Consider the following 21,822-nt stretch of genomic DNA (forward strand, 5'->3'; position numbering starts at 1 on the left):
GCCTGCGCAAGGCCATGCCCGTCTCGCCGTGGATCGCAGCAATGCGCGCGGGGGTCACATCGACGTCAACCAGACGCCGTAGTTCGCCAGGCCGTCTTCCAGCTCGCCGCGGGTGACCTGCCGATAGAGCTGCTGCAGCTGCGCCGTCACGGAGTTGACGTCGATGGGCTGCCCCGGCAATGGTGCGCCGGCTCGGGCACCGATGTGGCGCCCGTCGAGCTCACGCAGCGGCAGGATCTCGGCGGCCGTGCCGGTGACGAAGGCCTCGTCGGCGGTATACAGCTCGTCGCGGGTGATACGGCGTTCGCGCACCTCGAGCCCGAGCACCTCGCGGGCCAAGTGAATCACGCTGTCGCGGGTGATGCCCTGCAGGCAGGAGGTCACTTCCGGCGTATGCAGCGCTCCGTCGCGCAGCAGGAAGACGTTGGCGGCGGATGCCTCGGCCACGTAGCCCTCGGGGTCGAGCATGATCGCCTCGTCGAACCCCGCCTTGACGGCGGTGTTGAGCGCCAGGATGGAGTTGACGTAATGGCCGTTGGTCTTGGCCCGGCACAGGCTGATGTTGACGTGGTGGCGAGCCCAGGAGGAGGTCAGCGCCCGCAGCCCCAGGGTGGCGGCTTCGGACGAAACGTAATCGCCCAGATCCCAGGCGGCGATCATGACGTGCACCGAAAGGCCCTTGGCGCGCAGCCCCAGCCCTTCGGCACCGAAGAACACGGTCGGCTTGAGATAGGCATTGCGCAATTCGTTGCGCACCAGGCATTGACGCTGCGCCTCGATCAGCACCTCTTCATCGAAGGCCACGGGAATGTCCAGCGCGTGGGCACTGTCGAGCAGCCGGCGGGTATGCTCGGCGACCCGAAACAGGTGGGTGCCGTGGGCTCCCGCATAGGCCCGCACGCCCTCGAAGCAGCCCATACCGTAGTGCAGGGTGTGGGTGAGCAGGTGCGTCTTGGCGTCGCGCCAGGGCAGCCACTCGCCGTCCAGCCAGATCCAGCCGTCGCGATCGTATAACGGGGTCATGTCGTCCTCGTCGTTCCAACGCGCTGCCACCCCTCTCGCCAGCTGTCGATCAGCGCGCGCTGATGGGGTTGCAGCGACTGGTAGGCCCAGGCGGCGATCTCGTCGTTCTGCGGATCGGGTACCGCAATGCGGCTACCCGACAGGGCTTGCAGCACCGCATGACCGCACAGCGGCACGTAGCCCTCGGAATAGCCGCCCTCATGAATCATCACCAGCTTGCCGCCGCCGATACGCTCGGCCAAGGCCTTCAGTTGCTGCGTCATGGCAGCGAAGGCCGAGCTGTTGAGCATCATCTTGCCCAGCGGGTCCTTGCCACAGGCATCGTAGCCGCAGGCCACCACGATCAGATCGGGGGCGAAGCCACCGATGGCGGGCAGCACCAATTCCTGCATGGCATAGCGATAGGCACCGATGCCGCTGCCGGGCGGCATCGGCAGGTTGAGGTTGGCACCTAGGCCCGCGCCCTCGCCCAGCTCACCGAAGTCGCCGGTGTCGAGCGGATAGTTGCCGGCCTGGTGGATCGACACCGTCAGCACGTCGGGGTCGTCGTAGAACGCCGCCTGCTGCCCGTTGCCGTGGTGCACGTCCCAGTCGAGAATCGCCACGCGCCGAACCAGACCCAGCGCCCTGGCCCGCATCACCGCCACGGGAATGTTGCCGAGCAGGCAGAAGCCGCGCCCGCGGTCGGCCTCGGCATGATGTCCCGGCGGGCGACACAGGGCGTAGGCATTGGGCAACTCACCGCCAGCAACTGCCTCCACCGCAGCGATCGCCAGGCCGGCCGACTGACGGGCCGCCGCCAGGCTGCCCGGCGTGTACGGGGCACACTCCCCGGCGTCACCGCCGTGAGTCCTGTCGCCCTCTTCGAGTTCATCCAGATAGCGCCCGGTGTGGAATCGCGCCAGGTCCTCGCGACTGGCAGGCGGCGCCTTGCGCACGTCGAGCTCGTCGATCAGCCCCGAGACTTCGAGCAGGTTCTTCAGCCGACGCTTGCTCTCGGGGCTTTCGGAAGCGGGCTGCGGCTGCAGGAACTCTCCCGGCGCCGAGAACACGCCGATGGCACCGGGGTCATGCCAGAAGCAGCGCTCGTGCCAGAAGAAACCGGTTCTGCGCCCTTCGCTCATGGCCGCTTCTCCAGTTGCTCCCAGACCTCGATGGCAGCCGCCAGATCCTCGAGCGAAGCCCCCACCGACTTGAACAGCGTGATCGCATCGGGACTTGTACGCCCCGGCTTCTCCCCTTTGAGCAGCTCCGCCAGGTCGGCGGCGATGTCGTCGAAGGAGAACGCCCCTTCCGCAATGGCCTGGTGCAGGTCGCCGGCCTCGCCCCTGGCCCCGGCGTAGGTGTCGACGAACACCTGAGAGCGACGCACACACTCGGCGTCGGTTTCACGCATGCTGGGGCGAAAGGCGCCGATCAGGTCGAGGTGCGTGCCGGGAGTGAGCCACTCGCCGCGGATCAATGGCTCGCTGGAGAGCGTCACGCAGCTGATCACATCGGCCTCGCGAGCAGCGGCAGCGAGATCCTCCACCGCCTCGCAGTCGAAGCGCTCGGCGTACTCAGCCGCTACCTGGCGCGCCTTCTCCACGCTGCGCCCCCACACGCGCACGCGCCGAATGGGGCGCACCGCGGCGTGTGCCTCGATCACCATCGGGGCCAGCTTGCCGGTGCCCACCACCAGCAGCGACTGGGCGTCTTCGCGGGCCAGCTCGCGGGCCGCCAGCGCAGAGGCCGCCGCCGTGCGCCGCCGGGTCAGTTCGCTGCCCTCGAGACAGGCCAGCGGGCGGCCATGGGCCCCCTCGCTGAGAAAATAGACGCCGGCGATGGCCGGCAGGCCATGCTCGGCATTCTGCGGGAAGACGTTGACCATCTTCACGCCAATGTAGCCGGCCCGTTCCCAGGCCGGCATCAACAGCATGGTGGCTTCGCCATCCGGCCGATGCATGGCGTGATGATGACGCGGCGGCGCCTCGACTCCTTCACGGAAGGTCAGCGCCAATCGCTCGATCAGCGCCTCCCAGGGCAGCGCGGCGGCTACCTCATCGGCGGTGACGACGCGCATGTCAGGCCTCCGGCAGCGCCGCGATCACCATGATCTCGACTTTCCACTCGGGCTTGGCCAGCTTGGCCTCCAACGCGGCGCGAACCGGCGGACGCCCCGGCACCACCCAGGCTTCCCAGGCGGCGTTCATCTGGTCGAATTCGGCCATGTCGGTCACCCACACCTGGGCCGAGATGAGATGCTCCTTGGAGCTGCCGGCCTGAGCCAGCAGCTCGTCGATGCGCGCCAGTACCTGCTCGGTCTGGCCGCGCATGTCGGCAGTGGCATCGCTCGGCACCTGGCCGGCCAGATAGACGGTACCGTTGTGCACGGCGATCTGGCTCATGCGGGCGTTGCTCTCATGGTATTGCACGGACATGTCGTTCTCTCTTGCAAAAGGTGATGGGAATGAAGCTGCCGATCATGGCATGGCTACGAGGCGACGTCAGCCACCCATGAAGCCATCCATGAAGGCGGCAAGGTTATTGCCGAGGTGTTCGGTCGGGTAGCCACCCTCCTGAACCAGGACGACGGGCAGTCTCATGCGGCCGAGACGACGCCCCACCGCGGTGAAATCCTGCGTGTCGAGGGTCATGCCGGCCAGCGGATCGTCACGATGCGCATCGAGCCCCAGCGCCACGACCACCGCCTCGGGGCGGAAGGCTTCCAGCCTGGCAATCAGGATCTCCAGCGCCTCGAGGAACGCCGCCCCGTCGCAGCCCAACGGCAGCGGCAGGTTGACGTTGGCGCCCAGGCCTTCGCCCATGCCCTCCTCGTTGGCGCCGCCCCAGAAGAAAGGATAGAAGTCGCTCGGATCCACGTGCAGCGAGCCTGTCCAGACATCGCCCCTGTAATAGAAGATGTCCTGAGTGCCGTTGCCGTGGTGCAGGTCGACATCCAGTATCGCCACCCGCGCGAAGTGCTCGCGCAGCACCGTTGCCGCCAACGCCGAGTTGTTGAGGAAGCAGAATCCTCCGGCCCGATCGGGCCCGGCGTGGTGGCCGGGGGGACGACACAGCGCATAGGTGGTGCCATGGCCTTCCAGCAGCGCCTCGGCAGCTGCCTGGGCCGTGGCCGCGCTGGCCAGTATGCCGCGGAAACTGTCGGCGCCGATGGGGCACGCCATGTCGTGCAGATGCCAGCCCGCCTGACCCACCGGGTGGCGGGGATAGTGATGTCCGCCGCCGCAGGGGTGGATGTTGGGCATCACCAGCTCGGAAGCACCGGGCAGCTCGCGCCAGCGGGCATGAATGGTCTCGAGGAAGCTCAGATAGCGCGGCGTGTGAATCTTCTCCAGACGGCTGCGCAGCCGCGGGCTGTCGACGTCCTCCGGCTCGTGCAGTGCCAGACCGGTGGCCTCGATACCCCTGGCCAGCAGCTCGGCACGCACCGGGCCCTCAGGAGACGCGGTGATCTTGCCGCGCAGCAGGAAGGAGCCCGGTGCGTGCAGCTCCTGATCGGGGTGGTAGAAGAGCTTCATCTCGGTTCCTCAAGCGAAGCGAGTCGATAGTTCTTCTACCCTACCCTGCCGGGCGGCATCGTGAAACCATCCGGTTACTTCAGCAGCGCCCCTTCTTGGCCTGCCCGGGCGGGCAGAAGCCGCCGCGACGATGATCGCGGTAGCGTCGATCGTGGTAGTAATAGTGCCGCTCCACGTAGCGATCGCGGTGGCGGTAGCGGTGCTTGTCGCCGTGATAGTGGCGATGCGAGCCATCGACCACCACCAGTGGCTCGGGGGTGATGCGTGCCGGCGAATAGCTGCAGCCGGCCAGCGCCAGCAGCATGGGCAGAACGGCCAGGGTGAGCAGACGCGGGAGCAGTTTCATGACTTTTACCTCGCTGGCAAAGCGGAAGATGCCCCTTCGTTTCCCGTACGGAGTCGTCGTGTTTCGGTTCGAGCGCGACTCTCTATGTGGTACTGCATCTATGTGGTACTGCATCTATGTGGTACTGCATCTACGTGGTACTGCCTGTTGGATACCGCCTGTTTTGACAAACACCGCCTGAGTGGCCGAGGAGCGGCTTCAGCAGCGCCCCTTCTTGGCCTGCCCGGGCGGGCAGAAGCGGCCGCCGTGATGCCCACCGCGATTGTCGTCGATGACGATCAACGGTTCCGACTTGATGCGTGCCGGCTGGTAGCTGCAGCCGGCCATCAGCATGGCGGCAAGGACGACCAGTAAAGTAAATGACAAGCGCCGTGACATGGTGATTCTCCAAGTTGACGAACAGTGTTCATGATAGCGAAGTACAGCGCTGTTACACATGTGGCGCAGCGGCTACAAGGAAGTCGCCAAATGGCGACATTGCCAGCCCCTCGATAACGCGCGATAGTGCATGCTCGTTAGCCTGCAAACGGGACACACCATGGACGCCCTCCGCCGCCACTCGCTGCTGCTGATCCTGCTCGGCAGCCTGGTCATCTCGCTGGCCATGGGGCTACGCCATGGGTTTGGTCTGTTTCTGGAGCCCATGAGCAGCGATCTGGGCTGGGGGCGTGAGGTATTCGCCTTTGCCCTGGCGCTGCAGAACCTGATCTGGGGCTTTGCCCAACCCTTCACCGGCGCGCTGGCGGATCGCTACGGTGCCGCCCGGGTGGTGGTCATCGGCGGTGCGCTCTATGCCCTGGGTCTGCTGTTCATGGGGATTTCCGAGTCGGCGCTGGGGATGTCGCTCTCCGCCGGGCTGCTGATCGGCCTGGGGCTTTCGGGCACCACCTTCTCGGTGATCCTGGGCGCCGTGGGCCGTGCCGTGGCCCCGGAGAAGCGCAGCATGGCCATGGGTATCGTCAGCGCGGCGGGCTCGTTCGGCCAGTTCGCCATGCTGCCCGGCACTTTGGGGCTGCTCGGCTGGCTGGGCTGGTCGGCCGCGCTGCTGGCCATGGGCGCCCTGGCAGCGATGATGGTGCCGCTCGGCGCCATGCTGAAGGACCGCCCCTCCGCGCGCCTGGCCACGGACCTCTCACTGCGCGGGGCGCTGGACGAAGCCGCCGGCCATCGCGGCTTCTGGCTGCTCTGCCTGGGCTTCTTCGTGTGCGGCTTTCAGGTGGTGTTCATCGGCGTGCATCTGCCCGGCTATCTGTTCGACAACGGCCTGGCGCTGCACGTCGGCAGCACGGTGCTGGCCCTGGTGGGGCTGTTCAACATCTTCGGTACCTACGCCGCCGGCTGGCTCGGCGGAATCTACTCCAAGCCGCGCCTGCTCAGCTGGCTCTACCTGACCCGCGGCGCGGTGATCGCCGCCTTCGTGTTCCTGCCGCTGAGCCCCGCCAGCGCCTACCTGTTCGGCATCGCCATCGGCCTGCTGTGGCTCTCCACCGTGCCGCTGACCAACGGCATCGTGGCCGCGGTGTTCGGCGTACGCCATCTCTCCATGCTCGGCGGCATCGTCTTCCTGTTCCACCAGGTCGGCTCGTTCACCGGCGTATGGCTGGGCGGCATGCTCTACGATCTGCACGGCGACTATGATGTGGTATGGAAGCTTGCCATTCTGCTCTCGGTGATCGCCGCCCTGCTGCACTGGTTCATCAGCGAGGCCCCCATCGAGCGCAACGCTCCTCGCGAGGCTCAGGCATGAAGCGTTACCCCTTGGTGAAACTTGCCGCTCTGATCGTCCTGGCCGGTGCCCTGGCACTGGTCTGGTGGGGCTGGCAAACCGCCGATGCGTCGCTGCTGCTGCTCGGCGTGCGGCTGTGCTGAACCTGCCAATCCCCCTTCCCCACCCGCCTCACGCTTCGCTCGTCACCTGAGACAACGCCCAGGCGGTATCGCTGGTGAAGTCGATCTCGTTGATGTGCTCGGCCAGGAAGTCGAGCAATGCCCGCACGGCGGGCAGCACGCCCCGCCGCGAGGGGAAGACCGCATGCAGCACGCCACCCCTCGGCTCCCAGCCGGGTATCGCGTCGACGAGACGTCCCGCCTTCAAGTCGTTGCCGGCGACAAGCAAAGCCAGCTTGACCACTCCCAGCCCGGCCAACGCGGCCTGATGAAGCGTCTCGGCGTTGTCGGTGACCAGCCGCGGATGATGACGAATCTGCGCCGTCGCCCCCTCGGGGCCGTCCAGCACCCAGTCGTGCTGTCTGCCCACCTGATCGAAGTCGAGGCTGGGCAACCCGGCCAGATCGCCCGGCGCTTGCGGCCTCGGCCATGCTTCGAACAGGGCGGGGGCGGCCACCAGGCGCTGAGGGCTGCGCGACAGCACCTTCATCGACAGATCGCTGTCCTCGAGCGGCGGAAAACGCACGCGGATGGCCATGTCGAAACCTTCCCTTATCACGTCCACCCTGCGGCTGGTGGCCTCCACCTGCACCTCCACGTCGGGACACTGGGCCATGAAGCGCACCAGCAGCGGGGTGATCAGATAGTGCAGCAGGCTCGGCGGGCAGCTCAGCCGCACCGTACCCCGCGGTAGCGCCAGGTTACGCTGAATCAGCTCCTCGGCGGCCTCCGCCTCCACCAGCATCGCCGCGCAGTGGCGGTAATAAGCCTGGCCCAGCTCGGTGACCGAGAGATGGCGCGTGGAGCGATGAATCAACCGGGCACCCAGTCGCTCCTCGAGTTGTGCGATGCGTCGGCTCAGCTTCGATTTGGGAATGCCGAGGGCGCGCCCGGCCGGGGCAAAGCCACCATGGTCCACCACCTGGACGAAGTAGTAGAGGTCGTTGAGGTCCTGCATATCGTTCCGCCCTTGTTGTCCTATTCATGGAACGCTGAGTGTGAATTATACCCTCTACTGCCCCTTCCGTTCTCCTCATAAGCTTCCTGTATCGGGCAAAGGCCCAATCCATGCAGGAGCCAGACCATGAAGAAGATCCAAGGCATCTACGGCGCCCCTCGCGGCCACTGGGTCGGCGACGGCTTCCCCGTACGCTCGCTGTTCAGCTATGACCGCCACGGCGCCGATCACCTGAGCCCCTTCCTGCTGCTTGACCATGCCGGCCCGCATGACTTCCCGCCGGCAAGCCGGCCGCGCGGCGTCGGCGCTCACCCGCACCGTGGCTTCGAGACCGTGACCCTGGTCTACAAGGGCGAACTGGAGCATCGCGACTCCACCGGCAGCGGCGGTCGCATCGGCGAGGGTGACGTGCAGTGGATGACCGCCGGAGCCGGCATCGTTCACGAGGAGTTTCACTCCAGCGACTTCACCGCGCAGGGCGGCACCCTGGAAATGGTGCAGCTGTGGGTCAACCTGCCGGCCGAGCACAAGTCGGCCCCCGCGGCCTACCAGACCCTGCTCGACGCCGACATTCCACGCGTCGCGCTGCCTGACCGCGCCGGCGAGCTACGGGTGGTCGCCGGCAAGTACCGCGGCCACGAAGGGCCGGCTCATACCTTCAGCCCGATCGAGGTGTGGGATCTGCGGTTGTCGGCAGGCGGCGAAACGAGCCTGCAAGTCCCCGAAGGGCACACCACGCTGCTGGTGGTGCTCGAAGGGACGGTACAGGTCAACGGCGACGCCGTGGTGCGTGATGCCGGCCTGGTGTGCTTCGAGCGCCAGGGCGACGAGATACGGCTTGAAGCCAACAACGACGCCAAGCTGCTGCTGCTCGCCGGAGCCCCCTTGGGCGAGCCGGTGGTGGGGTACGGCCCCTTCGTGATGAACAGCGAAGCCGAGATACATCAAGCCTTCGCCGATTTCCAGGCCGGCAAGTTCGGTCGCCTGGAGGGTTAGCGGCACCGCCGCGCCCAACCGCGCCCGGCTCCCTGACCGGGCGCACTCTCCCAACCCCTCCCTCAACCCAAGAGGAAAGACGCCATGTCCTTTACCTACAACCGACTCGACAAGGACGATGTGGCCCTGCTGATGGTCGATCATCAGTCCGGTCTGCTCTCGCTGGTGCGCGACTTCAGCCCAGACGATTTCAAGAACAACGTGCTGGCCCTGGCCGACATCGCCAAGTTCTTCGGGATCCCCACCATCCTCACCACCAGCTTCGAGGACGGCCCCAACGGGCCGATGGTGCCGGAACTGAAGGAGATGTTCCCCGACGCACCCTACTTCGCCCGCCCCGGACAGATCAACGCCTGGGACAACGAAGAGTTTGTGGCGGCGATCAAGGCCACCGGCAAGAAGCAGCTGCTGATCGCCGGCGTGGTGACCGAGGTATGCGTGGCCTTCCCGGTACTCTCGGCCCTGGAAGAAGGCTATGAGGTATTCGTCGTCACCGACGCTTCCGGCACCTTCAACCAGACCACCCGGGACGCCGCCTGGGACCGCATGTCCCAAGCCGGTGCTCAGCTGATGACCTGGTTCGGAGTGGGTTGCGAGCTGCACCGCGACTGGCGCAACGACATCGAGGGCTTCGGCGGCCTGCTGGCCGGCCACCTGCCCGCCTACGCCAACCTGATCCAGAGCTACACCGCCCAGAAGCGCTAATGGGCCGGGCCCGGCACCTGCCGGGCCCAACCCCATTCACCACGCACTTCGGCCTGCCCAGGAGGCGTCATGTCCACTCACCAACTCAAACCCACCGACCACTGCGACGGGGCGACCATCCAGATCCACCACCGCGTGCGGCCCGGGGCCGCGGATCGCTACGAGACCTGGCTGCGCCAGATCATCGAGGCCGCCGGACGCTTCCCCGGCCATCAGGGGGTGCACATCCTGCGTCCTCCCGAAGGTCATCACGACTACGAGATCGCCGTGCGCTTCGCCAGCGACGACGACGCCCGACGCTGGCGGGAGTCGGCCGAACGCCGTGAACTCATGGCGACCATTCAGGGAGACCTGCAACAGGCCGAGCGGGTGGAGATCGTCAGCGGCATCGACTACTGGTTCACCCCCCCCACCCCCGCCAGCAGGCAGCCAACGCGCTGGAAACAGTGGCTGGTGACCACCTCGGTGATCTGGCCGCTGACCATCATCGTACCGCTGCTGTGGCAACCGCTGTTCGGCCTGCTGCCGCTACTCGACACCTGGGGGATTCGTCACGGGCTGATCGCCGCCACCATCGTCGCGCTGGTGGTCTACGTGGTCATGCCCCGGGTGGTGAAACTAGTAGCGCCCTGGCTGTTCCGTTGAGTCATGAGCCTCCTCTCTCAGGCAGGGCGAACGGCCAGAGCCTATGCTGAAACGAGCGCCTTCCGTCCTGCCCACTTCATCCTTCCGGGAAAACGACAATGAGCAATCTCGTCAACGAAGCCGATCTCTCCTCCTCCCTGGATTGCCCCATCGTCGACGGTAAACGCCAGGTGCAGCATGTCGCACCGCGTACCGCCGACGTGGGCGGCATCCCCGTCAACCGCGTGCTGCCTTCGCGCCATCGCCGCCTGATCGGCGCCTGGTGCTTCCTCGACCATGCCGGCCCGGCGGTGTTCAAAGGCGACTCACGCGGTTTGCGTGTCGGCCCCCACCCGCACATCGGCCTGCAGACCTTCACCTGGATGATCGAGGGGGAAGTGCTGCATCGTGACAGTCTGGGCAACGAGCAGGTGATTCGCCCCGGCCAGGTCAACCTGATGACGGCGGGTCGCGGAATCAGTCACACCGAGGAGTCGGTACCCGGCGAGTCGCACCTGCATGCCGCCCAGCTCTGGATCGCCCTGCCCGAAGCCCATCGTCGCACCGACCCGCGCTTCGACCACTATCCGACACTGCCGCAGTGGCGCGAAGGCGACGTCGAGATGACCCTGCTCACCGGGGAGTTCGGCGGCCACCGCGCACCGACGCTGGCCTTTTCGCCGCTGGTGGGTCTGGATCTGGCGGCCTCGTCGGGCGGCGCGCTGGAGCTGCTGCTACGTGAGGAGTTCGAGTACGGCCTGCTGCCGCTGGAAGGCGAACTCGCGATCGCAGGCGAACGCTTCGCCACCAACGAGCTGGCTTACCTTGGGCGCGGACGCCGCGACGTCACCATCGAACTGCCGGCAGGTGGACGTGCGATCCTGGTGGGCGGCGAACCGCTGGGCGAGGAGATCCTGATCTGGTGGAACTTCGTCGGTCACAGCAAGGCCGAGATCATCGAGGCCCAGCGCGACTGGGAAGCCGGCAGCGAGCGCTTCGGCAGCATTCCCCAGTTCGATGGCAAGCGCCTGGAGCCGCCGCCGCTGCCCTGGCAGGCCTGAAGACGGCTTCCCCTCCCCGCCACCTGAAGAGAGGCACTCATGACCACCTATACGCCACCGCGCATACTGGTCTTCGCCGGCAGCGCCAGAGAGAACTCTTTCAACAAGCGCCTCGCCCGCCTGGCGGCCGAGCGAGTCGAACATGTCGGCGGCCTGGCCACCTTCATCGACCTGCGCGACTACCCGATGCCGCTCTACGACGGCGATCTGGAAAATCGCGAAGGGCTCCCTGCCAACGCGCGCAGCCTCCAGGCCCTGCTTGCCGAGCATCAGGGGCTGCTGCTCGCCTCACCGGAGTACAACGGCTTCATTACCCCGCTGATGAAGAACACGCTCGACTGGATGTCCCGTTCGGACGGAGAGAACAGCGGTCTGGCCCTGTTCGCCGACCAGGTGGCCGCGGTGGTTTCCGCCTCGCCGGGGGCGTTCGGCGGCATGCGCAGCCTCGCCCTGCTCCGCCAGCTGCTGGGCAATCTCGGCGTGACCGTGCTGCCCAATCCGCTGGCGATACCCCGCGCCGCCCAGGCCTTCGGTGAAGCCGGTGAGCTGACGGACGAGAGCCAGCGGGAGCGCCTCGACGCCCTCTGCCGGCGCCTGGTGACGACACTGGCCAAGCTGCAAGCGACAAGTCCCCTCGACGGTGGGTGAGCGGTAAGCGCTCAAATCCCCAACCACAGACGAAAAAGGCGTCCATGCCGACCGGCATGGACGCCTTTGATCACTGCCCAAGCTCGCCCTTCACATATAGAACTTGGGTAGCTTGCGGGCAGCACGCTTGTGCTTGGCCTTCTTGGCGCGCAGCGGAACATCCCAGATGGTCAGAAAGCGCTCGGTGGCGGGGGCCGCTTCGCTGTCGACGGCGTTGAGGTCACGACGGCTCGGCAGCGGCAGATCCCAGATAGTGGGGAAACGCAGTGTATTCATGATCTCTCACGGTTCTCGGAACCGCCTCCGTTACGTTTGTGGAAGCATTTTTCATATTATCCACGTCATTAGACTTTAGTTCAACCCTTGTTCGGTTTCCTCCCCTGACCCGACATGCAATCGCAGCTGAAGTCGTTATACTGCAATGCAACATGAACCACGCAGGAGCTGTCATGGCCAAGGAAGAACGCAAGCACATCGATCTCGCCCTGCAGGGCGGCGGCTCACACGGCGCCCTGACCTGGGGCGTGCTCGACCGCCTGCTGGAAGAGGAGCGGCTGGAGATCGACGGCGTGAGCGGTACCAGTGCAGGAGCGATGAATGCCGTGGTGCTGGCCGATGGATTGCACCGCGGCGGGCGTGAGGGCGCGCGCCAGGCACTGCACGATTTCTGGCGTGGCGTCAGCGATGCGGCGCGCTTCTCGCCCATCCAACCGACACCGTGGGACCAGTTGATGGGCAACAGCAGCCTGGACAACTCGCCCAGCTATCTGCTGTTCGAAAGCCTCACCCAGCTCATCGCCCCGGCGAAGCTAAACCCGATGAAGCTCAATCCGCTGCGCGACCTGGTGGGTAAGCTGGTCGACTTCGAACGGGTGAATGCCTGTCGCAAGACCAAGGTGTACGTCACCGCCACCAACGTCAGAACCGGCCGCGCCAAGGTCTTCTCTCAGCCCGAGATCACGGTGGATACCGTGATGGCCTCGGCCTGCCTGCCGTTCATGTTCCCGGCGGTTGAAATCGACGGCGAGGCCTACTGGGACGGCGGCTACAGCGGCAACCCGGCACTGTTCCCGCTGGTGGATGACATGGACTGTCAGGACCTGGTGGTGGTACAGGTCAACCCGCTGGTGCGTCAACGCCTTCCGGACAGTGCCCGGGACATCATCAACCGCATCAACGAGATCACCTTCAATACCAGCCTGATCAAGGAGCTGCGCAGCATTCAGCTGTTGCAGCAATTGATCGACGCCGAAGGGCTCGAAGTGGAGCGTTACCGCTCCATGCGACTGCACCTGATCCATGCCGAGCAGGAGGTGGAAAAGCTCTCCGCCTCGAGCAAGCTCAACGCCCAGTGGGATTTCGTCTCGCGCCTCTATCGCCAGGGCCGCGGCTGGGCCGACCTGTGGCTGCAGGAGAACTTCGACAAGCTGGGTCAGTGCTCCACCTTCGATCTCAATGCCGTGTTCAGCGATACCTTCCGCCCGCTCGCGCGCCCCAGCGGCACGAGCCAGGACGTCGACGCGGCTGAACTGGACAAGCCCAGCGCCGAGGAGCCCAGCGCCAGGCCATCTAACGACAAGCCGCCCAATGACAAGCGGCCCGCCGACGAGGCGAGCAGTCGCAAGGGCTCCATGACAAGGAAGAAGAGCGGTAAGGGAGACAAGTCATGAGCGGCATCCTGGCCATCGTCGTTGCGCTGGTCCTGTTGATGTACCTGGCCTACCGCGGCCTGAGCCTGCTGATCCTGGCCCCGGCGCTGGCTGCCCTGGTGGCGCTGGTGTCGGTGGACACCCCGCTGCTGGCCAGCTACACCCAGGTGTTCATGGGCTCGGCCGGGGGCTTCATCGTCCAGTACTTCCCGCTGTTCCTGCTGGGGGCGATCTTCGGCAAGCTGATGGAGGACTCCGGCAGCGCCGAGGTGCTGGCCGGCGCCATCGTCGAACGCCTGGGCGAGAGCCGGGCGATTCTCGCCGTGGTGCTCTCCTGCGCGGTGATGACCTACGGCGGCGTGTCGCTGTTCGTGGTGGCCTTCGCCGTGTTTCCCATTGCCGCGGCGCTGTTTCGCAAGGCCGACCTGCCCAAGCGGCTGGTTCCCGGCACCATCGCTCTGGGCGCTTTCACCTTCACCATGACCGCCCTGCCCGGCACCCCGGCCATCCAGAACGCCATCCCGATGCCGTTCTTCGGCACCTCGCCCTTCGCCGCACCGGGGCTCGGCATCATGACCGGGCTGATCATGCTGAGCCTGGGCCAGGCCTGGCTCACCTACCGCGCCCGGCAGGCCCGGGCAGCGGGCGAAGGCTACGGCGAGCATGACAGCGAGCCCACGCCTCCCGATCACCTGCGCGAGCGCGCCGCCGGCGAAGGCTTCGACCTGGCCGAGGTTCAGCCCCAGCCACGCAGCGGGCTGCCCAGCCTGCCCCTGGCACTGCTACCCATCGTGCTGGTAATCGCGCTGAACCTGCTGTTCACCGTTGTGGTCATCCCGGCCATGGACACCGGCTACCTGGCGGATCCGGTCTACGGCGCCACCAGTATCGAATCGGTGCGCGGCGTGTGGTCGGTGATCGCCGCCCTGGTGCTCTCCATCCTCGTGCTGATCGCGCTCAACTGGCCGCGGCTGCAGCAGCTGACCGCCTCGCTGGACAGCGGCGCCAACGCCTCGCTGCTGCCGATCTTCAACACCGCGAGCCTGGTCGGCTTCGGCTCGGTGATCGCCTCGCTGGCGGCCTTCGATGCCATCAGCGCCTGGGTGACCACCGCCGGCGGCGACAATCCGCTGATCTCGCTGGCCATCGCCGTAAACCTGCTGGCCGGCATGACCGGTTCCGCCTCCGGCGGCATGAGCATCGCGCTCTCCACCCTCGGCGACACCTACCTGGCCATGGGTCAGGCGGCCGGCATCTCGCCCGATCTGCTGCACCGGGTCACCGCCGTGGCCACCGGCGGGCTGGACGCCCTGCCCCACAACGGCGCGGTGATCACGCTGCTCTCGATCTGCGGCTTGACTCACCGCCAGGCCTATCTGGACATCGCCGCGGTGGCCGTGGTGGGGCCGATCATCTCGCTGATCCTGTTGATCGTGGTGGGCTCGCTGGTGGGCTCGTTTTAACGACTCGTTCTGAACGGTCTGTGCCAGCCCGTGCGCCCGACTCAGGCGGAGCGCACGGGGGGTTCCCGCCTCTTGCGGCGGGCCAGCGCACCGCTACCGACCAGCATGCCCAGGGTGATCACGCCTGCCGCCAAGGCCAACAGCGGCGTGGCCTCGGCGTAGCCGGCCACGATCAGCACCAGTGTGGAGAGTAGCGGCGTGGCATAGGCCAATAGCCCGAGCAGGTGCAGGTCGCCGTGCTTGACGCCGATGTCCCAGGTGAAGAAGGCACTGCCCACCGGCCCCAGCCCCAGCCCGACCACGCCCAGCCACTCGATGCCCTGGGGCCAGCGCGTTGCCTCGAACAGGCCGTGGCAGACGAAGGCCAGCAGCGCCGTGACCAGACAGAAGCCACCCACGGCGCTGGTCGGCACCGCCTTCTTGGTTCGCGACAGCACCGAATAGCCACTCCACACCAGGGCACAGGCGAAGGCCGCCCCATAGCCCAGTACGCTGCCGCCCGCGCCCAGGTCGCCGCCGATCAACAGCGCCGCCCCGGCAAAGCCCATCAGCCCGCCCAGTACATGCCTGGGCAGCAGCCGCTCCCCAGGCAGCAGGCCGACGAACAGCACGATCAGCAGCGGCCACAGGTAGCTGATCAGCCCCGCATTGGCCGGCGGTGCATTCTGCTGGGCGATGAAGTAGAGCGCGTGATAGCCGAACAGCCCGCCCACTCCCAGCGCCCACACAGAAGGCGCCTGACGTAGCGGCGCCGTGAACGACTCACGCCGCCACAGGCTCCAGGCCAGAAAACACAGGAAGGCAATACCGAAGGCCAGCCCGGTGAGCAGGAACGGCGGTATCGGCCCGGAGAGCTGCGTCAGGGTGGCGAGCAATGCCCAGTTGAGAATGGTGGTGGCCCCGATGGCCGTGGCCTGATGGCGGGAGAGCGATAACATTGCGCAAGCCTCGTCAACAACGTCGAGGCTCGAGCATGCCCTTCAGGCCAGGCTGTCGCTTGTCGAATCCTGACTTCTGGCGGCAGCGCGCTTCACCAACGCCAGCCGCCGCCACTCGCTGGGCGAAACCGCATGCCACTGGCGGAAACTCTTGGAAAAATGGGCGCTGTCGGCAAAGCCGCAGGCCTGGGCCACCTCGGTCAGCGAGACGTTGTCGATCAGCAGCCGCTCGCGGGCCAGCGCCAACCGTTCCCGCACCAGCCATTCGTGGGGCGATTGGCCGGTTAGCGCACGGAACTGGCGGGCGAAGACGGCCTCGGCCAGGTGGCAGCGGCGAGCCATCTCGGCCACGCGCCAGGGGTGCGCCAGGTCGGCGCGCATGGCGGGCAGCAAATCGAGCAGCTTGAGCCGCGGCGGCACCAGGCGACGACCGCCGGCTCCAAGCGCCAGCTCGAGCCAGCGGGCCAGCGCCTGATCGGTGCCGCCTAACCTTTCCCCCTGGGTCACCAGCGGCTCCGGCAAACGCCGCGCCGAACCTTCAAACAAGCCATCCAGAGCCAGCGCCTCGCACCACCCCTCGGGCAGATCGAGCACCAGCACGCGGTTGTCTCCCGGCGCCAGATAATGATGCAGGTCGCCGCTGGCCACCGGGGCCAGCACGCCGCGGGTCACGTGAATGAGCCGCCCTGCCGCTTCCAGCTCCAGGGCGCCATCGAGCCCCAGCAGCAGCTGGTGAAAGCCGTGCCGGTCGCTCAGTTCGCGATCGGGGTAGCTGCGGGTTTCGACGAGGGGGCTGTCCATGACATATCCATCCCGGCACCTAGAACCAGCGCTTGCGCTTGAACCACACCACCATTCCTATTCCGACGGCGATCATCACACCCCACACCATAGGATAGCCCCAGTACCAGCCCAGCTCGGGCATGGCAAAGGGGCTGTCGGGATTCTCGAAATTCATGCCGTACACGCCGACGATGAAGGTCAGCGGCATGAACACGGTGGCGATGATGGTCAGGGTACGCATGCTCTCGTTGAGTCGATTGCTCATGCTGGAGAGGTAGACGTCGAGCAGGCTGGCCGTCATGTCGCGATAGCTCTCCACCAGGTCGATGACCTGCACGGTATGGTCGTAGATGTCGCGCATCCAGAGTCGCGTGTCTGGTGTGAAGAGATCGTCGTGATCGCGCAACAGCTGGTTGATCACCTCGCGGGTGGGCCACAGATAGCGGCGCAGCATGATCAGTTCGCGCTTCAGCCCATGCAGGTGCTCCAGGGTCGAGCTGTCGGGGCGGTCGAGAATTTCCACCTCGAGCTCCTCGATACGCTCGCCCACGCTGTCGAGCACCGGGAAGGCGTGGTCGACGGCGGCGTCGAGCAAACCGTAGAGCAGGTCGTCCGCCTCGCCCAGCGCCCGGCCGCCACGCTCCTTGAGCCGTCGGCGAAAGACGACGAAAGGATCCAGCGCCCCGCCCATGAAGCTGATGATGACGTTGCCACCCATGAACAGCGCCAGTTGATAGAGATGCAGGTCGCCCTCAGCGTCCACTTCCGGAATGCCGAGGAACACCACCAGCGACTCATCGAAGCGCTCCACCTTGGGCCGCTGCCCGCCGTTGAGAATGTCTTCCTGTGCCAGCGGATGCAGCCCCACCCGGTCGCCCAACAGTTCCAGCTCTTCTGCCGTGGGCACGCCCTGCACGTGCAGCCAGCACAGCGGCTCTTGCCCGTCGACACTGGGGGTGGCCTCAGGTGCGACCTCATGGGGCTCGCCCCAGCGCCCCGCTTCACGACGGGCCAGCGTGTACGTGGCCGGCGTCAACAGCGCCGCCTGCTCCAGCGTCAGCTCGCGCAGCGTTCCCGGAGCGGTGCCGGCCGGGTGATAGTGCTTCTTGAACAGTCGGGTCATGGGTTCTGGTCCAGTATCGAGCATGCAACGACCGAAGCAGGATAACGTATCGCATCCTTGGACGGTGGACGAATTCAGCTAAGCTGAACCAGGCAATGCATGGCAGGAAGCGGCCCAAGGAAGGAGAGCGACATGACCATGACGGTGGGCGAGCTTTTCATCGCCCTGGTGCTTATCTCACTGGTGCTGCTGGCCAGCAACGCCATTCGTAACGTCTCTCCCTGGCTGCGGCGACTGTTCCTGCCAAGCTCGGTGATCGGCGGGGCCATCCTGCTGCTGCTCGGCCCCGAGGTGCTGGGCCGCGTCGTTACCGGCCCCTTCGAGGAAGCCGCCGGTCTGTTTCCCGAGTACGTTTTCGAGAGCTGGGCAGCACTGCCCGGCCTGCTGATCAACGTGGTGTTCGCCGCACTCTTCATCGGCCGACCGATTCCCGGACTCCGCACCATCTGGATGCGCGCCGGGCCGCAGGTGGTGGTGGGCCAGACCATGGCCTGGGGCCAGTACGTGGTCGGCCTGACCCTGGCGATTCTCATCCTGGCGCCCGTGTTCGGCATGAATCCCATGGCCGGCGCCCTGATCGAGATCGGCTTCGAGGGCGGCCACGGCACGGCGGCAGGCATGGCGGACACCTTCGCCGAGCTCGGCTTCGAGGAGGGCGCCGACCTGGCATTGGGGCTTGCCACCGTGGGCATCGTCTCCGGTGTGCTGATCGGTACCTTGATGATCAACCTAGCCGCCCGGCGCGGCGTCATCCAACTGGAAAACCCGCAAAAAACCGCCGAAGCCCTGGATGAAGTGAGCATCCAAAGCGACGCCAGCGACCTGCCGCCCACCGAGGAGTACAGCGAGTTCAAGAAGGATCTGGCCCAGGAGGAGGAAACCGCCGACCCGCTGAGCCTGCACCTCGGCCTGGTCGGCATCGCCATCGCCATCGGCTGGCTGATTCTCACGGCCCTGCAATGGATCGAACAGCAGACCTGGGCGCGCAACGATGGCCTGGAGATTCTCGCCCACGTGCCGCTGTTTCCCATCGCCATGATCGGCGGCGTGATCGTGCAGCTGAGCGTGACGCGCTTCGGCCTCGAGCCCCATGTCTCGAGCCGCACCATGGCACGGATCGCCGGCACCGCCCTCGACTTCACCATCGTCGCCGCCCTGGCAACGCTGTCGCTCACTGCCCTGGGCGAGCACTTCATCCCGTTCCTGCTGCTGGCCCTGGCCGGCATCGGCTGGTCGCTGTTCGTGCTGATCGTGATCGCCCCGCGGGTGATCCCCGAGAACTGGTTCGAGCGTGGCATCGGCGACTTCGGCCAATCCATGGGGGTGACCGTCACTGGCCTGCTGCTGATGCGCATGGCCGACCCCAAGAACCGCTCCGGCGCCTTCGAAAGCTTCGGCTACAAGCAGTTGATGTTCGAACCGGTGGTCGGGGGCGGGCTGTTCACCGCGGCATCGCTGCCGCTCATCGCCCAGTTCGGCGCGCCCACCGTGCTTGGCTTCACGCTGATACTCACTGTGGCCTGGCTGATCTTCGGCCTGCTCTACTTCGGCCGCATGGTACCGGAGCGAGGGCGCGGCAGGTGGAAGTGACTCAAGCGCTGGAGCCTGCCGACTGCCTGAGCCATAGTGTCGATGGGCTCCTCACGAGAAGCGGGAAATCATGCTGCCTATCCAAGGAATCGATCATCTGGTGCTGCGCATCAGCGACACCGACGCCATGCTTGCCTTCTACTGCGACGTGCTGGGCTGCACGGTGGAGAAGCGTCAGGAAGAGATCGGCCTGATCCAGCTGCGCGCCGGACGCAGTCTGATCGATCTGGTACCCGTGGCAGGCCAACTGGGACAGCGCGGCGGCGCCGCCCCGAGCCGCGAGGGGCGCAATCTCGATCACTTCTGCCTGCGCCTGGAGCCCTTCGACGAGGTGGCGATTCGCCGACATCTGGCCACGCACGGCATCGAGGCCGGCGAACTCATGCAACGCTACGGCGCCGAGGGCACAGGCCCCTCGCTCTACCTCGAAGACCCCGAAGGCAACACCGTCGAGCTCAAGGGGCCACCCGCCATCTGAACGTCACCGGCCGGGCCTCAGGATTTCGTCTTGCGCTTGCCCGCCTGAGCGCGTAGGGCGGCCTCGAAGGAGCGGCGTGCCCAGGCTGCGGCCAGCTCGCGGTCCTCGAACAGCTCCTCCGGCGCCTGGTAATAGGACATCTGCACCACCCTGCCGCCCTTGTCGTACGCGAACGGCTCGAGCCCCTCGCGCTCGAAGTCGCCCAGGTTGTGCGCATCGACCTTGAGATAGAGCGTATCGTCGGCCACCAGCGCGAACATCAGGCCATCGTGATAGATGCCGTGGCCGCCGAACATGCGCCGCGCGGTGATGGGGCCGAACAGCTCGAACACATCGCGCAGCGAATCGGTGTATTCGCTCACGGCGTCTCCTCCTTCTCCGTAGCGGCCAGCCGTGCAATAGCTCAGTCGCTCACCTACATGAAAAATGCCGGGCGACGTTTCAGCGTTCGAGCCCCTGCACCCATGCCAGCGCCAGAGCCGCCTTGGCCTCGTCATCGAGTCCCAACGACTCCAGCGAGGCCCAGGTGGTGAAAGCCAGGGCATGCTGCAGCGTGATCGTCAGGCGTGAATCCCCGCCCGCCGCGCAGCTTTTGCCAATTTCCTCGCCAACCCCATGCAGATAAGCGCGGAACTCCGCCATGGGCCCCTGGATCGCCGGTACCTTCGGCTCATCGCGATGTGCACCCTGCCACATGCGCTGGGTGCCCCGGTAGTAGCGATAAAAGGCCAGCAGCGCCGCATACACCCGCTCATCGTCGCCTTCGCAGGCCTCCCAGGCAGTTGGTACCGGCGGTGGGTTCAGCTCGAGCCAGTGGCTGGTACACGCCTCGAATACCGCGGTTTCGTCGGGGAAATGACGATAGACGGTCAGGCGCTGGACGCCCGCCCGCTGGGCGATGGCGCTGATGGTCGTGTCGCTTGGCCCGATCTCCTCGTGCAGTGCCATCGCTGCCTCGACAATGCGCAGGCGGGTCTCTTCACGGTCGGCGGCGCGCTTGCGCTGGGTATAACGGCGTGTCTTTGTCATTCAATGAACATACATGTTTACTCAAAGCTTGACAAGCGGCTCCGCCGAGCTTATCACTCTCGATGTGAACAACGGTGTTCACTGAAAACGAGAGCCCAGCGGAGGCCACCATGAGCCACGAAAACAACCCAACGATGCTGCACACCCTCAAGGCCGGGAGCGACTGGCATGTACTGCCCGCCTTCCTGCCATTGCCCGGCATGGGCGGCCTGGCGATCAACGCTTTCCTGCACAAGGGGAGTGAGCCGGTTCTGGTCGACACCGGCCTGGCCGCACTCGGCGACTCGTTCCTCGATGCCCTCGAGGCGGAGATCGACCTCACCGACCTGCGCTGGATCTGGCTGAGCCATACCGATGCCGACCATATCGGCAATCTGTCCCGCATCCTGGAGCGCGCCCCCAAGGCAAGGGTCGTGACCAGTTTCCTCGGCATGGGCAAGATGGGGCTGCTCGGCCTCGACGTCAGTCGCGTGCACCTGCTGGAGCCCGGTGCACGACTCACGCTGGGAGATCGCGAGCTGGTTCCGCTGCGTCCGCCTTACTACGACGCACCGGAAACCCTCGGCTTCTTCGATACTCGCTCGCGAACCCTGTTTGCCGCCGACAGCTTCGGCGCCCTGCTTCCTCAGCCGGCCGAGAGCGTCAGGGAGATTGCGACCTCCACGCTACGGGATGGCCTGGTGGCCTGGTCAGCGATCGATGCTCCCTGGCTGGCCACGGCCGACCGCGCTGCCCTGGGCCGCGCACTGCATGGCCTGGAGCGCCTGGCGCCGACCACGGTACTCTCCGGTCACTTGCCGGTGGCCGAGGGTGGCGTCGAGGAACTTACCGCCATGGTGCACTCCGCCTGGTGTTCTGGCCCCGGCACCGGGATCGATCCGCAGGCGATCGAAACCGTGGCTGAGGCACTGGGCGACGCTATCGGCCTGCCCACGCAAAGCGCCGCGGCCAGCTTGGTGGGCAGTTCGCGGTAGGCGGCATCGGGCTCGGCACCCAGACC

At 66.2% G+C, this 21,822-nt stretch carries 26 protein-coding genes; 12 read left to right on the forward strand and 14 right to left on the reverse strand.

The window, feature by feature from the left end; all coding sequences use genetic code 11:
* Positions 1–54 precede the first annotated feature (54 nt).
* From C4S71_RS14425 to C4S71_RS14455, 7 genes are all read right to left on the reverse strand, one after another.
* Complete coding sequence (locus C4S71_RS14425; RefSeq protein ID WP_103969595.1) at positions 55–1,023, reverse strand: branched-chain amino acid transaminase; 969 nt, start codon at positions 1,021–1,023, stop codon at positions 55–57.
* Entirely contained in the window at positions 1,020–2,147 is a 1,128-nt protein-coding gene (locus C4S71_RS14430) for a class II histone deacetylase (protein ID WP_103969596.1), read from the reverse strand. The genes C4S71_RS14425 and C4S71_RS14430 overlap by 4 nt, the downstream gene beginning before the upstream one ends.
* On the reverse strand, positions 2,144–3,085 hold the full coding sequence (gene lhpI / locus C4S71_RS14435; protein ID WP_103969597.1) for a bifunctional Delta(1)-pyrroline-2-carboxylate/Delta(1)-piperideine-2-carboxylate reductase: 942 nt from the start codon (positions 3,083–3,085) through the stop codon (positions 2,144–2,146). Before lhpI ends, C4S71_RS14430 begins: the two co-directional genes overlap by 4 nt.
* Before the next feature lies 1 nt (position 3,086).
* Positions 3,087–3,443, reverse strand: a complete 357-nt coding sequence (locus tag C4S71_RS14440) for a RidA family protein (RefSeq protein WP_086511986.1) — start codon at positions 3,441–3,443, stop codon at positions 3,087–3,089.
* A gap of 66 nt (positions 3,444–3,509) precedes the next feature.
* Complete coding sequence (locus C4S71_RS14445; protein ID WP_103969598.1) at positions 3,510–4,544, reverse strand: histone deacetylase family protein; 1,035 nt, start codon at positions 4,542–4,544, stop codon at positions 3,510–3,512.
* A gap of 79 nt (positions 4,545–4,623) precedes the next feature.
* Positions 4,624–4,890 carry a hypothetical protein gene (locus tag C4S71_RS14450; protein ID WP_086511988.1) on the reverse strand — a complete coding sequence of 89 codons (267 nt, stop codon included), beginning with the start codon at positions 4,888–4,890 and terminating at the stop codon, positions 4,624–4,626.
* Positions 4,891–5,088: 198 nt separating this feature from the next.
* Positions 5,089–5,268, reverse strand: coding sequence for a hypothetical protein (locus C4S71_RS14455; RefSeq protein WP_103969599.1), 180 nt, complete (start codon positions 5,266–5,268; stop codon positions 5,089–5,091).
* A 160-nt stretch (positions 5,269–5,428) separates the two neighbouring features.
* On the opposite strand from C4S71_RS14455, the gene C4S71_RS14460 reads away from it, so the two are divergent.
* On the forward strand, positions 5,429–6,637 hold the full coding sequence (locus C4S71_RS14460; protein WP_103969600.1) for an MFS transporter: 1,209 nt from the start codon (positions 5,429–5,431) through the stop codon (positions 6,635–6,637).
* On the forward strand, positions 6,634–6,759 hold the full coding sequence (locus tag C4S71_RS22900) for a hypothetical protein (RefSeq protein ID WP_254914266.1): 126 nt from the start codon (positions 6,634–6,636) through the stop codon (positions 6,757–6,759). The genes C4S71_RS14460 and C4S71_RS22900 overlap by 4 nt, the downstream gene beginning before the upstream one ends.
* A gap of 28 nt (positions 6,760–6,787) precedes the next feature.
* Here C4S71_RS22900 and C4S71_RS14465 read toward each other — a convergent pair whose 3' ends face one another.
* Complete coding sequence (locus tag C4S71_RS14465; protein ID WP_103969601.1) at positions 6,788–7,735, reverse strand: LysR substrate-binding domain-containing protein; 948 nt, start codon at positions 7,733–7,735, stop codon at positions 6,788–6,790.
* Between the two features lie 126 nt (positions 7,736–7,861).
* On the opposite strand from C4S71_RS14465, the gene C4S71_RS14470 reads away from it, so the two are divergent.
* From C4S71_RS14470 to C4S71_RS14490, 5 genes are all read left to right on the forward strand, one after another.
* Complete coding sequence (locus C4S71_RS14470) at positions 7,862–8,731, forward strand: pirin family protein (RefSeq protein WP_103969602.1); 870 nt, start codon at positions 7,862–7,864, stop codon at positions 8,729–8,731.
* A gap of 84 nt (positions 8,732–8,815) precedes the next feature.
* Positions 8,816–9,436, forward strand: a complete 621-nt coding sequence (gene ycaC, locus C4S71_RS14475) for an isochorismate family cysteine hydrolase YcaC (protein WP_103969603.1) — start codon at positions 8,816–8,818, stop codon at positions 9,434–9,436.
* A 69-nt stretch (positions 9,437–9,505) separates the two neighbouring features.
* Positions 9,506–10,081 carry an antibiotic biosynthesis monooxygenase gene (locus tag C4S71_RS14480; protein WP_103969604.1) on the forward strand — a complete coding sequence of 192 codons (576 nt, stop codon included), beginning with the start codon at positions 9,506–9,508 and terminating at the stop codon, positions 10,079–10,081.
* Positions 10,082–10,179: 98 nt separating this feature from the next.
* A complete protein-coding gene (locus C4S71_RS14485) occupies positions 10,180–11,121 on the forward strand; it encodes a pirin family protein (protein WP_103969605.1) in 942 nt (313 codons plus the stop codon).
* 39 nt (positions 11,122–11,160) lie between these two features.
* Positions 11,161–11,769 (forward strand): NADPH-dependent FMN reductase, encoded by a 609-nt coding sequence (locus tag C4S71_RS14490; RefSeq protein ID WP_103969606.1) that lies wholly within the window; start codon positions 11,161–11,163, stop codon positions 11,767–11,769.
* 90 nt (positions 11,770–11,859) lie between these two features.
* On the opposite strand, the gene C4S71_RS14495 is transcribed toward C4S71_RS14490, so the two are convergent.
* Positions 11,860–12,045 carry a hypothetical protein gene (locus C4S71_RS14495; RefSeq protein ID WP_103969607.1) on the reverse strand — a complete coding sequence of 62 codons (186 nt, stop codon included), beginning with the start codon at positions 12,043–12,045 and terminating at the stop codon, positions 11,860–11,862.
* A 173-nt stretch (positions 12,046–12,218) separates the two neighbouring features.
* Here C4S71_RS14495 and C4S71_RS14500 point away from each other — a divergent pair, with 173 nt between their 5' ends.
* Positions 12,219–13,439, forward strand: a complete 1,221-nt coding sequence (locus C4S71_RS14500) for a patatin-like phospholipase family protein (RefSeq protein WP_103969608.1) — start codon at positions 12,219–12,221, stop codon at positions 13,437–13,439.
* The gene (locus tag C4S71_RS14505) at positions 13,436–14,881 is read left to right on the forward strand and encodes a GntP family permease (protein WP_103969609.1); all 1,446 of its coding nucleotides are present in this window, start codon (positions 13,436–13,438) and stop codon (positions 14,879–14,881) included. Before C4S71_RS14500 ends, C4S71_RS14505 begins: the two co-directional genes overlap by 4 nt.
* A gap of 41 nt (positions 14,882–14,922) precedes the next feature.
* On the opposite strand, the gene yddG is transcribed toward C4S71_RS14505, so the two are convergent.
* From yddG to corA, 3 genes are read right to left on the reverse strand one after another with little or no spacing between them, the layout of a single operon-like run.
* Entirely contained in the window at positions 14,923–15,819 is an 897-nt protein-coding gene (gene yddG, locus C4S71_RS14510; RefSeq protein WP_103969610.1) for an aromatic amino acid exporter YddG, read from the reverse strand.
* Positions 15,820–15,861: 42 nt separating this feature from the next.
* Positions 15,862–16,620 carry a helix-turn-helix transcriptional regulator gene (locus C4S71_RS14515; protein WP_103969611.1) on the reverse strand — a complete coding sequence of 253 codons (759 nt, stop codon included), beginning with the start codon at positions 16,618–16,620 and terminating at the stop codon, positions 15,862–15,864.
* A gap of 19 nt (positions 16,621–16,639) precedes the next feature.
* Positions 16,640–17,725 (reverse strand): magnesium/cobalt transporter CorA, encoded by a 1,086-nt coding sequence (gene corA / locus C4S71_RS14520; RefSeq protein WP_086510425.1) that lies wholly within the window; start codon positions 17,723–17,725, stop codon positions 16,640–16,642.
* Between the two features lie 132 nt (positions 17,726–17,857).
* Between corA and C4S71_RS14525 the strand changes: the two genes are divergently transcribed.
* Positions 17,858–19,315 carry a sodium/glutamate symporter gene (locus tag C4S71_RS14525; RefSeq protein WP_103969612.1) on the forward strand — a complete coding sequence of 486 codons (1,458 nt, stop codon included), beginning with the start codon at positions 17,858–17,860 and terminating at the stop codon, positions 19,313–19,315.
* Positions 19,316–19,385: 70 nt separating this feature from the next.
* Complete coding sequence (locus tag C4S71_RS14530; RefSeq protein WP_103969613.1) at positions 19,386–19,793, forward strand: VOC family protein; 408 nt, start codon at positions 19,386–19,388, stop codon at positions 19,791–19,793.
* A 17-nt stretch (positions 19,794–19,810) separates the two neighbouring features.
* Here C4S71_RS14530 and C4S71_RS14535 read toward each other — a convergent pair whose 3' ends face one another.
* Together C4S71_RS14535 and C4S71_RS14540 are read right to left on the reverse strand one after the other, a co-directional pair.
* Positions 19,811–20,155: a TfoX/Sxy family protein gene (locus C4S71_RS14535; protein ID WP_086510422.1), complete on the reverse strand. Its 345-nt coding sequence runs from the start codon at positions 20,153–20,155 to the stop codon at positions 19,811–19,813.
* Between the two features lie 79 nt (positions 20,156–20,234).
* On the reverse strand, positions 20,235–20,822 hold the full coding sequence (locus C4S71_RS14540; protein WP_086510421.1) for a TetR/AcrR family transcriptional regulator: 588 nt from the start codon (positions 20,820–20,822) through the stop codon (positions 20,235–20,237).
* A 110-nt stretch (positions 20,823–20,932) separates the two neighbouring features.
* On the opposite strand from C4S71_RS14540, the gene C4S71_RS14545 reads away from it, so the two are divergent.
* Positions 20,933–21,796: an oxygen-binding di-iron domain-containing protein gene (locus C4S71_RS14545; RefSeq protein ID WP_103969614.1), complete on the forward strand. Its 864-nt coding sequence runs from the start codon at positions 20,933–20,935 to the stop codon at positions 21,794–21,796.
* The last annotated feature ends 26 nt before the right edge of the window (positions 21,797–21,822 follow it).

The sequence above is a fragment of the Billgrantia desiderata genome (assembly GCF_900108215.1).
Classification (GTDB): Bacteria; Pseudomonadota; Gammaproteobacteria; order Pseudomonadales; family Halomonadaceae; genus Halomonas; species Halomonas desiderata.

What these genes read in the sequence shown, in the direction of transcription:
- lhpI (WP_103969597.1), bottom strand. Translation starts at nt 3,085, where the DNA reads ATGCGCGTCGTCACCGCCGATGAGGTAGCCGCCGCGCTGCCCTGGGAG.
- C4S71_RS14485 (WP_103969605.1), top strand. Translation starts at nt 10,180, where the DNA reads ATGAGCAATCTCGTCAACGAAGCCGATCTCTCCTCCTCCCTGGATTGC.
- C4S71_RS14480 (WP_103969604.1), top strand. Translation starts at nt 9,506, where the DNA reads ATGTCCACTCACCAACTCAAACCCACCGACCACTGCGACGGGGCGACC.
- C4S71_RS14515 (WP_103969611.1), bottom strand. Translation starts at nt 16,620, where the DNA reads ATGGACAGCCCCCTCGTCGAAACCCGCAGCTACCCCGATCGCGAACTG.
- C4S71_RS14465 (WP_103969601.1), bottom strand. Translation starts at nt 7,735, where the DNA reads ATGCAGGACCTCAACGACCTCTACTACTTCGTCCAGGTGGTGGACCAT.
- C4S71_RS22900 (WP_254914266.1), top strand. Translation starts at nt 6,634, where the DNA reads ATGAAGCGTTACCCCTTGGTGAAACTTGCCGCTCTGATCGTCCTGGCC.
- C4S71_RS14490 (WP_103969606.1), top strand. Translation starts at nt 11,161, where the DNA reads ATGACCACCTATACGCCACCGCGCATACTGGTCTTCGCCGGCAGCGCC.
- yddG (WP_103969610.1), bottom strand. Translation starts at nt 15,819, where the DNA reads ATGTTATCGCTCTCCCGCCATCAGGCCACGGCCATCGGGGCCACCACC.
- C4S71_RS14525 (WP_103969612.1), top strand. Translation starts at nt 17,858, where the DNA reads ATGACCATGACGGTGGGCGAGCTTTTCATCGCCCTGGTGCTTATCTCA.
- C4S71_RS14500 (WP_103969608.1), top strand. Translation starts at nt 12,219, where the DNA reads ATGGCCAAGGAAGAACGCAAGCACATCGATCTCGCCCTGCAGGGCGGC.
- C4S71_RS14505 (WP_103969609.1), top strand. Translation starts at nt 13,436, where the DNA reads ATGAGCGGCATCCTGGCCATCGTCGTTGCGCTGGTCCTGTTGATGTAC.
- C4S71_RS14440 (WP_086511986.1), bottom strand. Translation starts at nt 3,443, where the DNA reads ATGTCCGTGCAATACCATGAGAGCAACGCCCGCATGAGCCAGATCGCC.
- C4S71_RS14430 (WP_103969596.1), bottom strand. Translation starts at nt 2,147, where the DNA reads ATGAGCGAAGGGCGCAGAACCGGTTTCTTCTGGCACGAGCGCTGCTTC.
- ycaC (WP_103969603.1), top strand. Translation starts at nt 8,816, where the DNA reads ATGTCCTTTACCTACAACCGACTCGACAAGGACGATGTGGCCCTGCTG.
- C4S71_RS14450 (WP_086511988.1), bottom strand. Translation starts at nt 4,890, where the DNA reads ATGAAACTGCTCCCGCGTCTGCTCACCCTGGCCGTTCTGCCCATGCTG.
- C4S71_RS14445 (WP_103969598.1), bottom strand. Translation starts at nt 4,544, where the DNA reads ATGAAGCTCTTCTACCACCCCGATCAGGAGCTGCACGCACCGGGCTCC.
- corA (WP_086510425.1), bottom strand. Translation starts at nt 17,725, where the DNA reads ATGACCCGACTGTTCAAGAAGCACTATCACCCGGCCGGCACCGCTCCG.
- C4S71_RS14425 (WP_103969595.1), bottom strand. Translation starts at nt 1,023, where the DNA reads ATGACCCCGTTATACGATCGCGACGGCTGGATCTGGCTGGACGGCGAG.
- C4S71_RS14530 (WP_103969613.1), top strand. Translation starts at nt 19,386, where the DNA reads ATGCTGCCTATCCAAGGAATCGATCATCTGGTGCTGCGCATCAGCGAC.
- C4S71_RS14460 (WP_103969600.1), top strand. Translation starts at nt 5,429, where the DNA reads ATGGACGCCCTCCGCCGCCACTCGCTGCTGCTGATCCTGCTCGGCAGC.
- C4S71_RS14455 (WP_103969599.1), bottom strand. Translation starts at nt 5,268, where the DNA reads ATGTCACGGCGCTTGTCATTTACTTTACTGGTCGTCCTTGCCGCCATG.
- C4S71_RS14495 (WP_103969607.1), bottom strand. Translation starts at nt 12,045, where the DNA reads ATGAATACACTGCGTTTCCCCACTATCTGGGATCTGCCGCTGCCGAGC.
- C4S71_RS14540 (WP_086510421.1), bottom strand. Translation starts at nt 20,822, where the DNA reads ATGACAAAGACACGCCGTTATACCCAGCGCAAGCGCGCCGCCGACCGT.
- C4S71_RS14545 (WP_103969614.1), top strand. Translation starts at nt 20,933, where the DNA reads ATGAGCCACGAAAACAACCCAACGATGCTGCACACCCTCAAGGCCGGG.
- C4S71_RS14470 (WP_103969602.1), top strand. Translation starts at nt 7,862, where the DNA reads ATGAAGAAGATCCAAGGCATCTACGGCGCCCCTCGCGGCCACTGGGTC.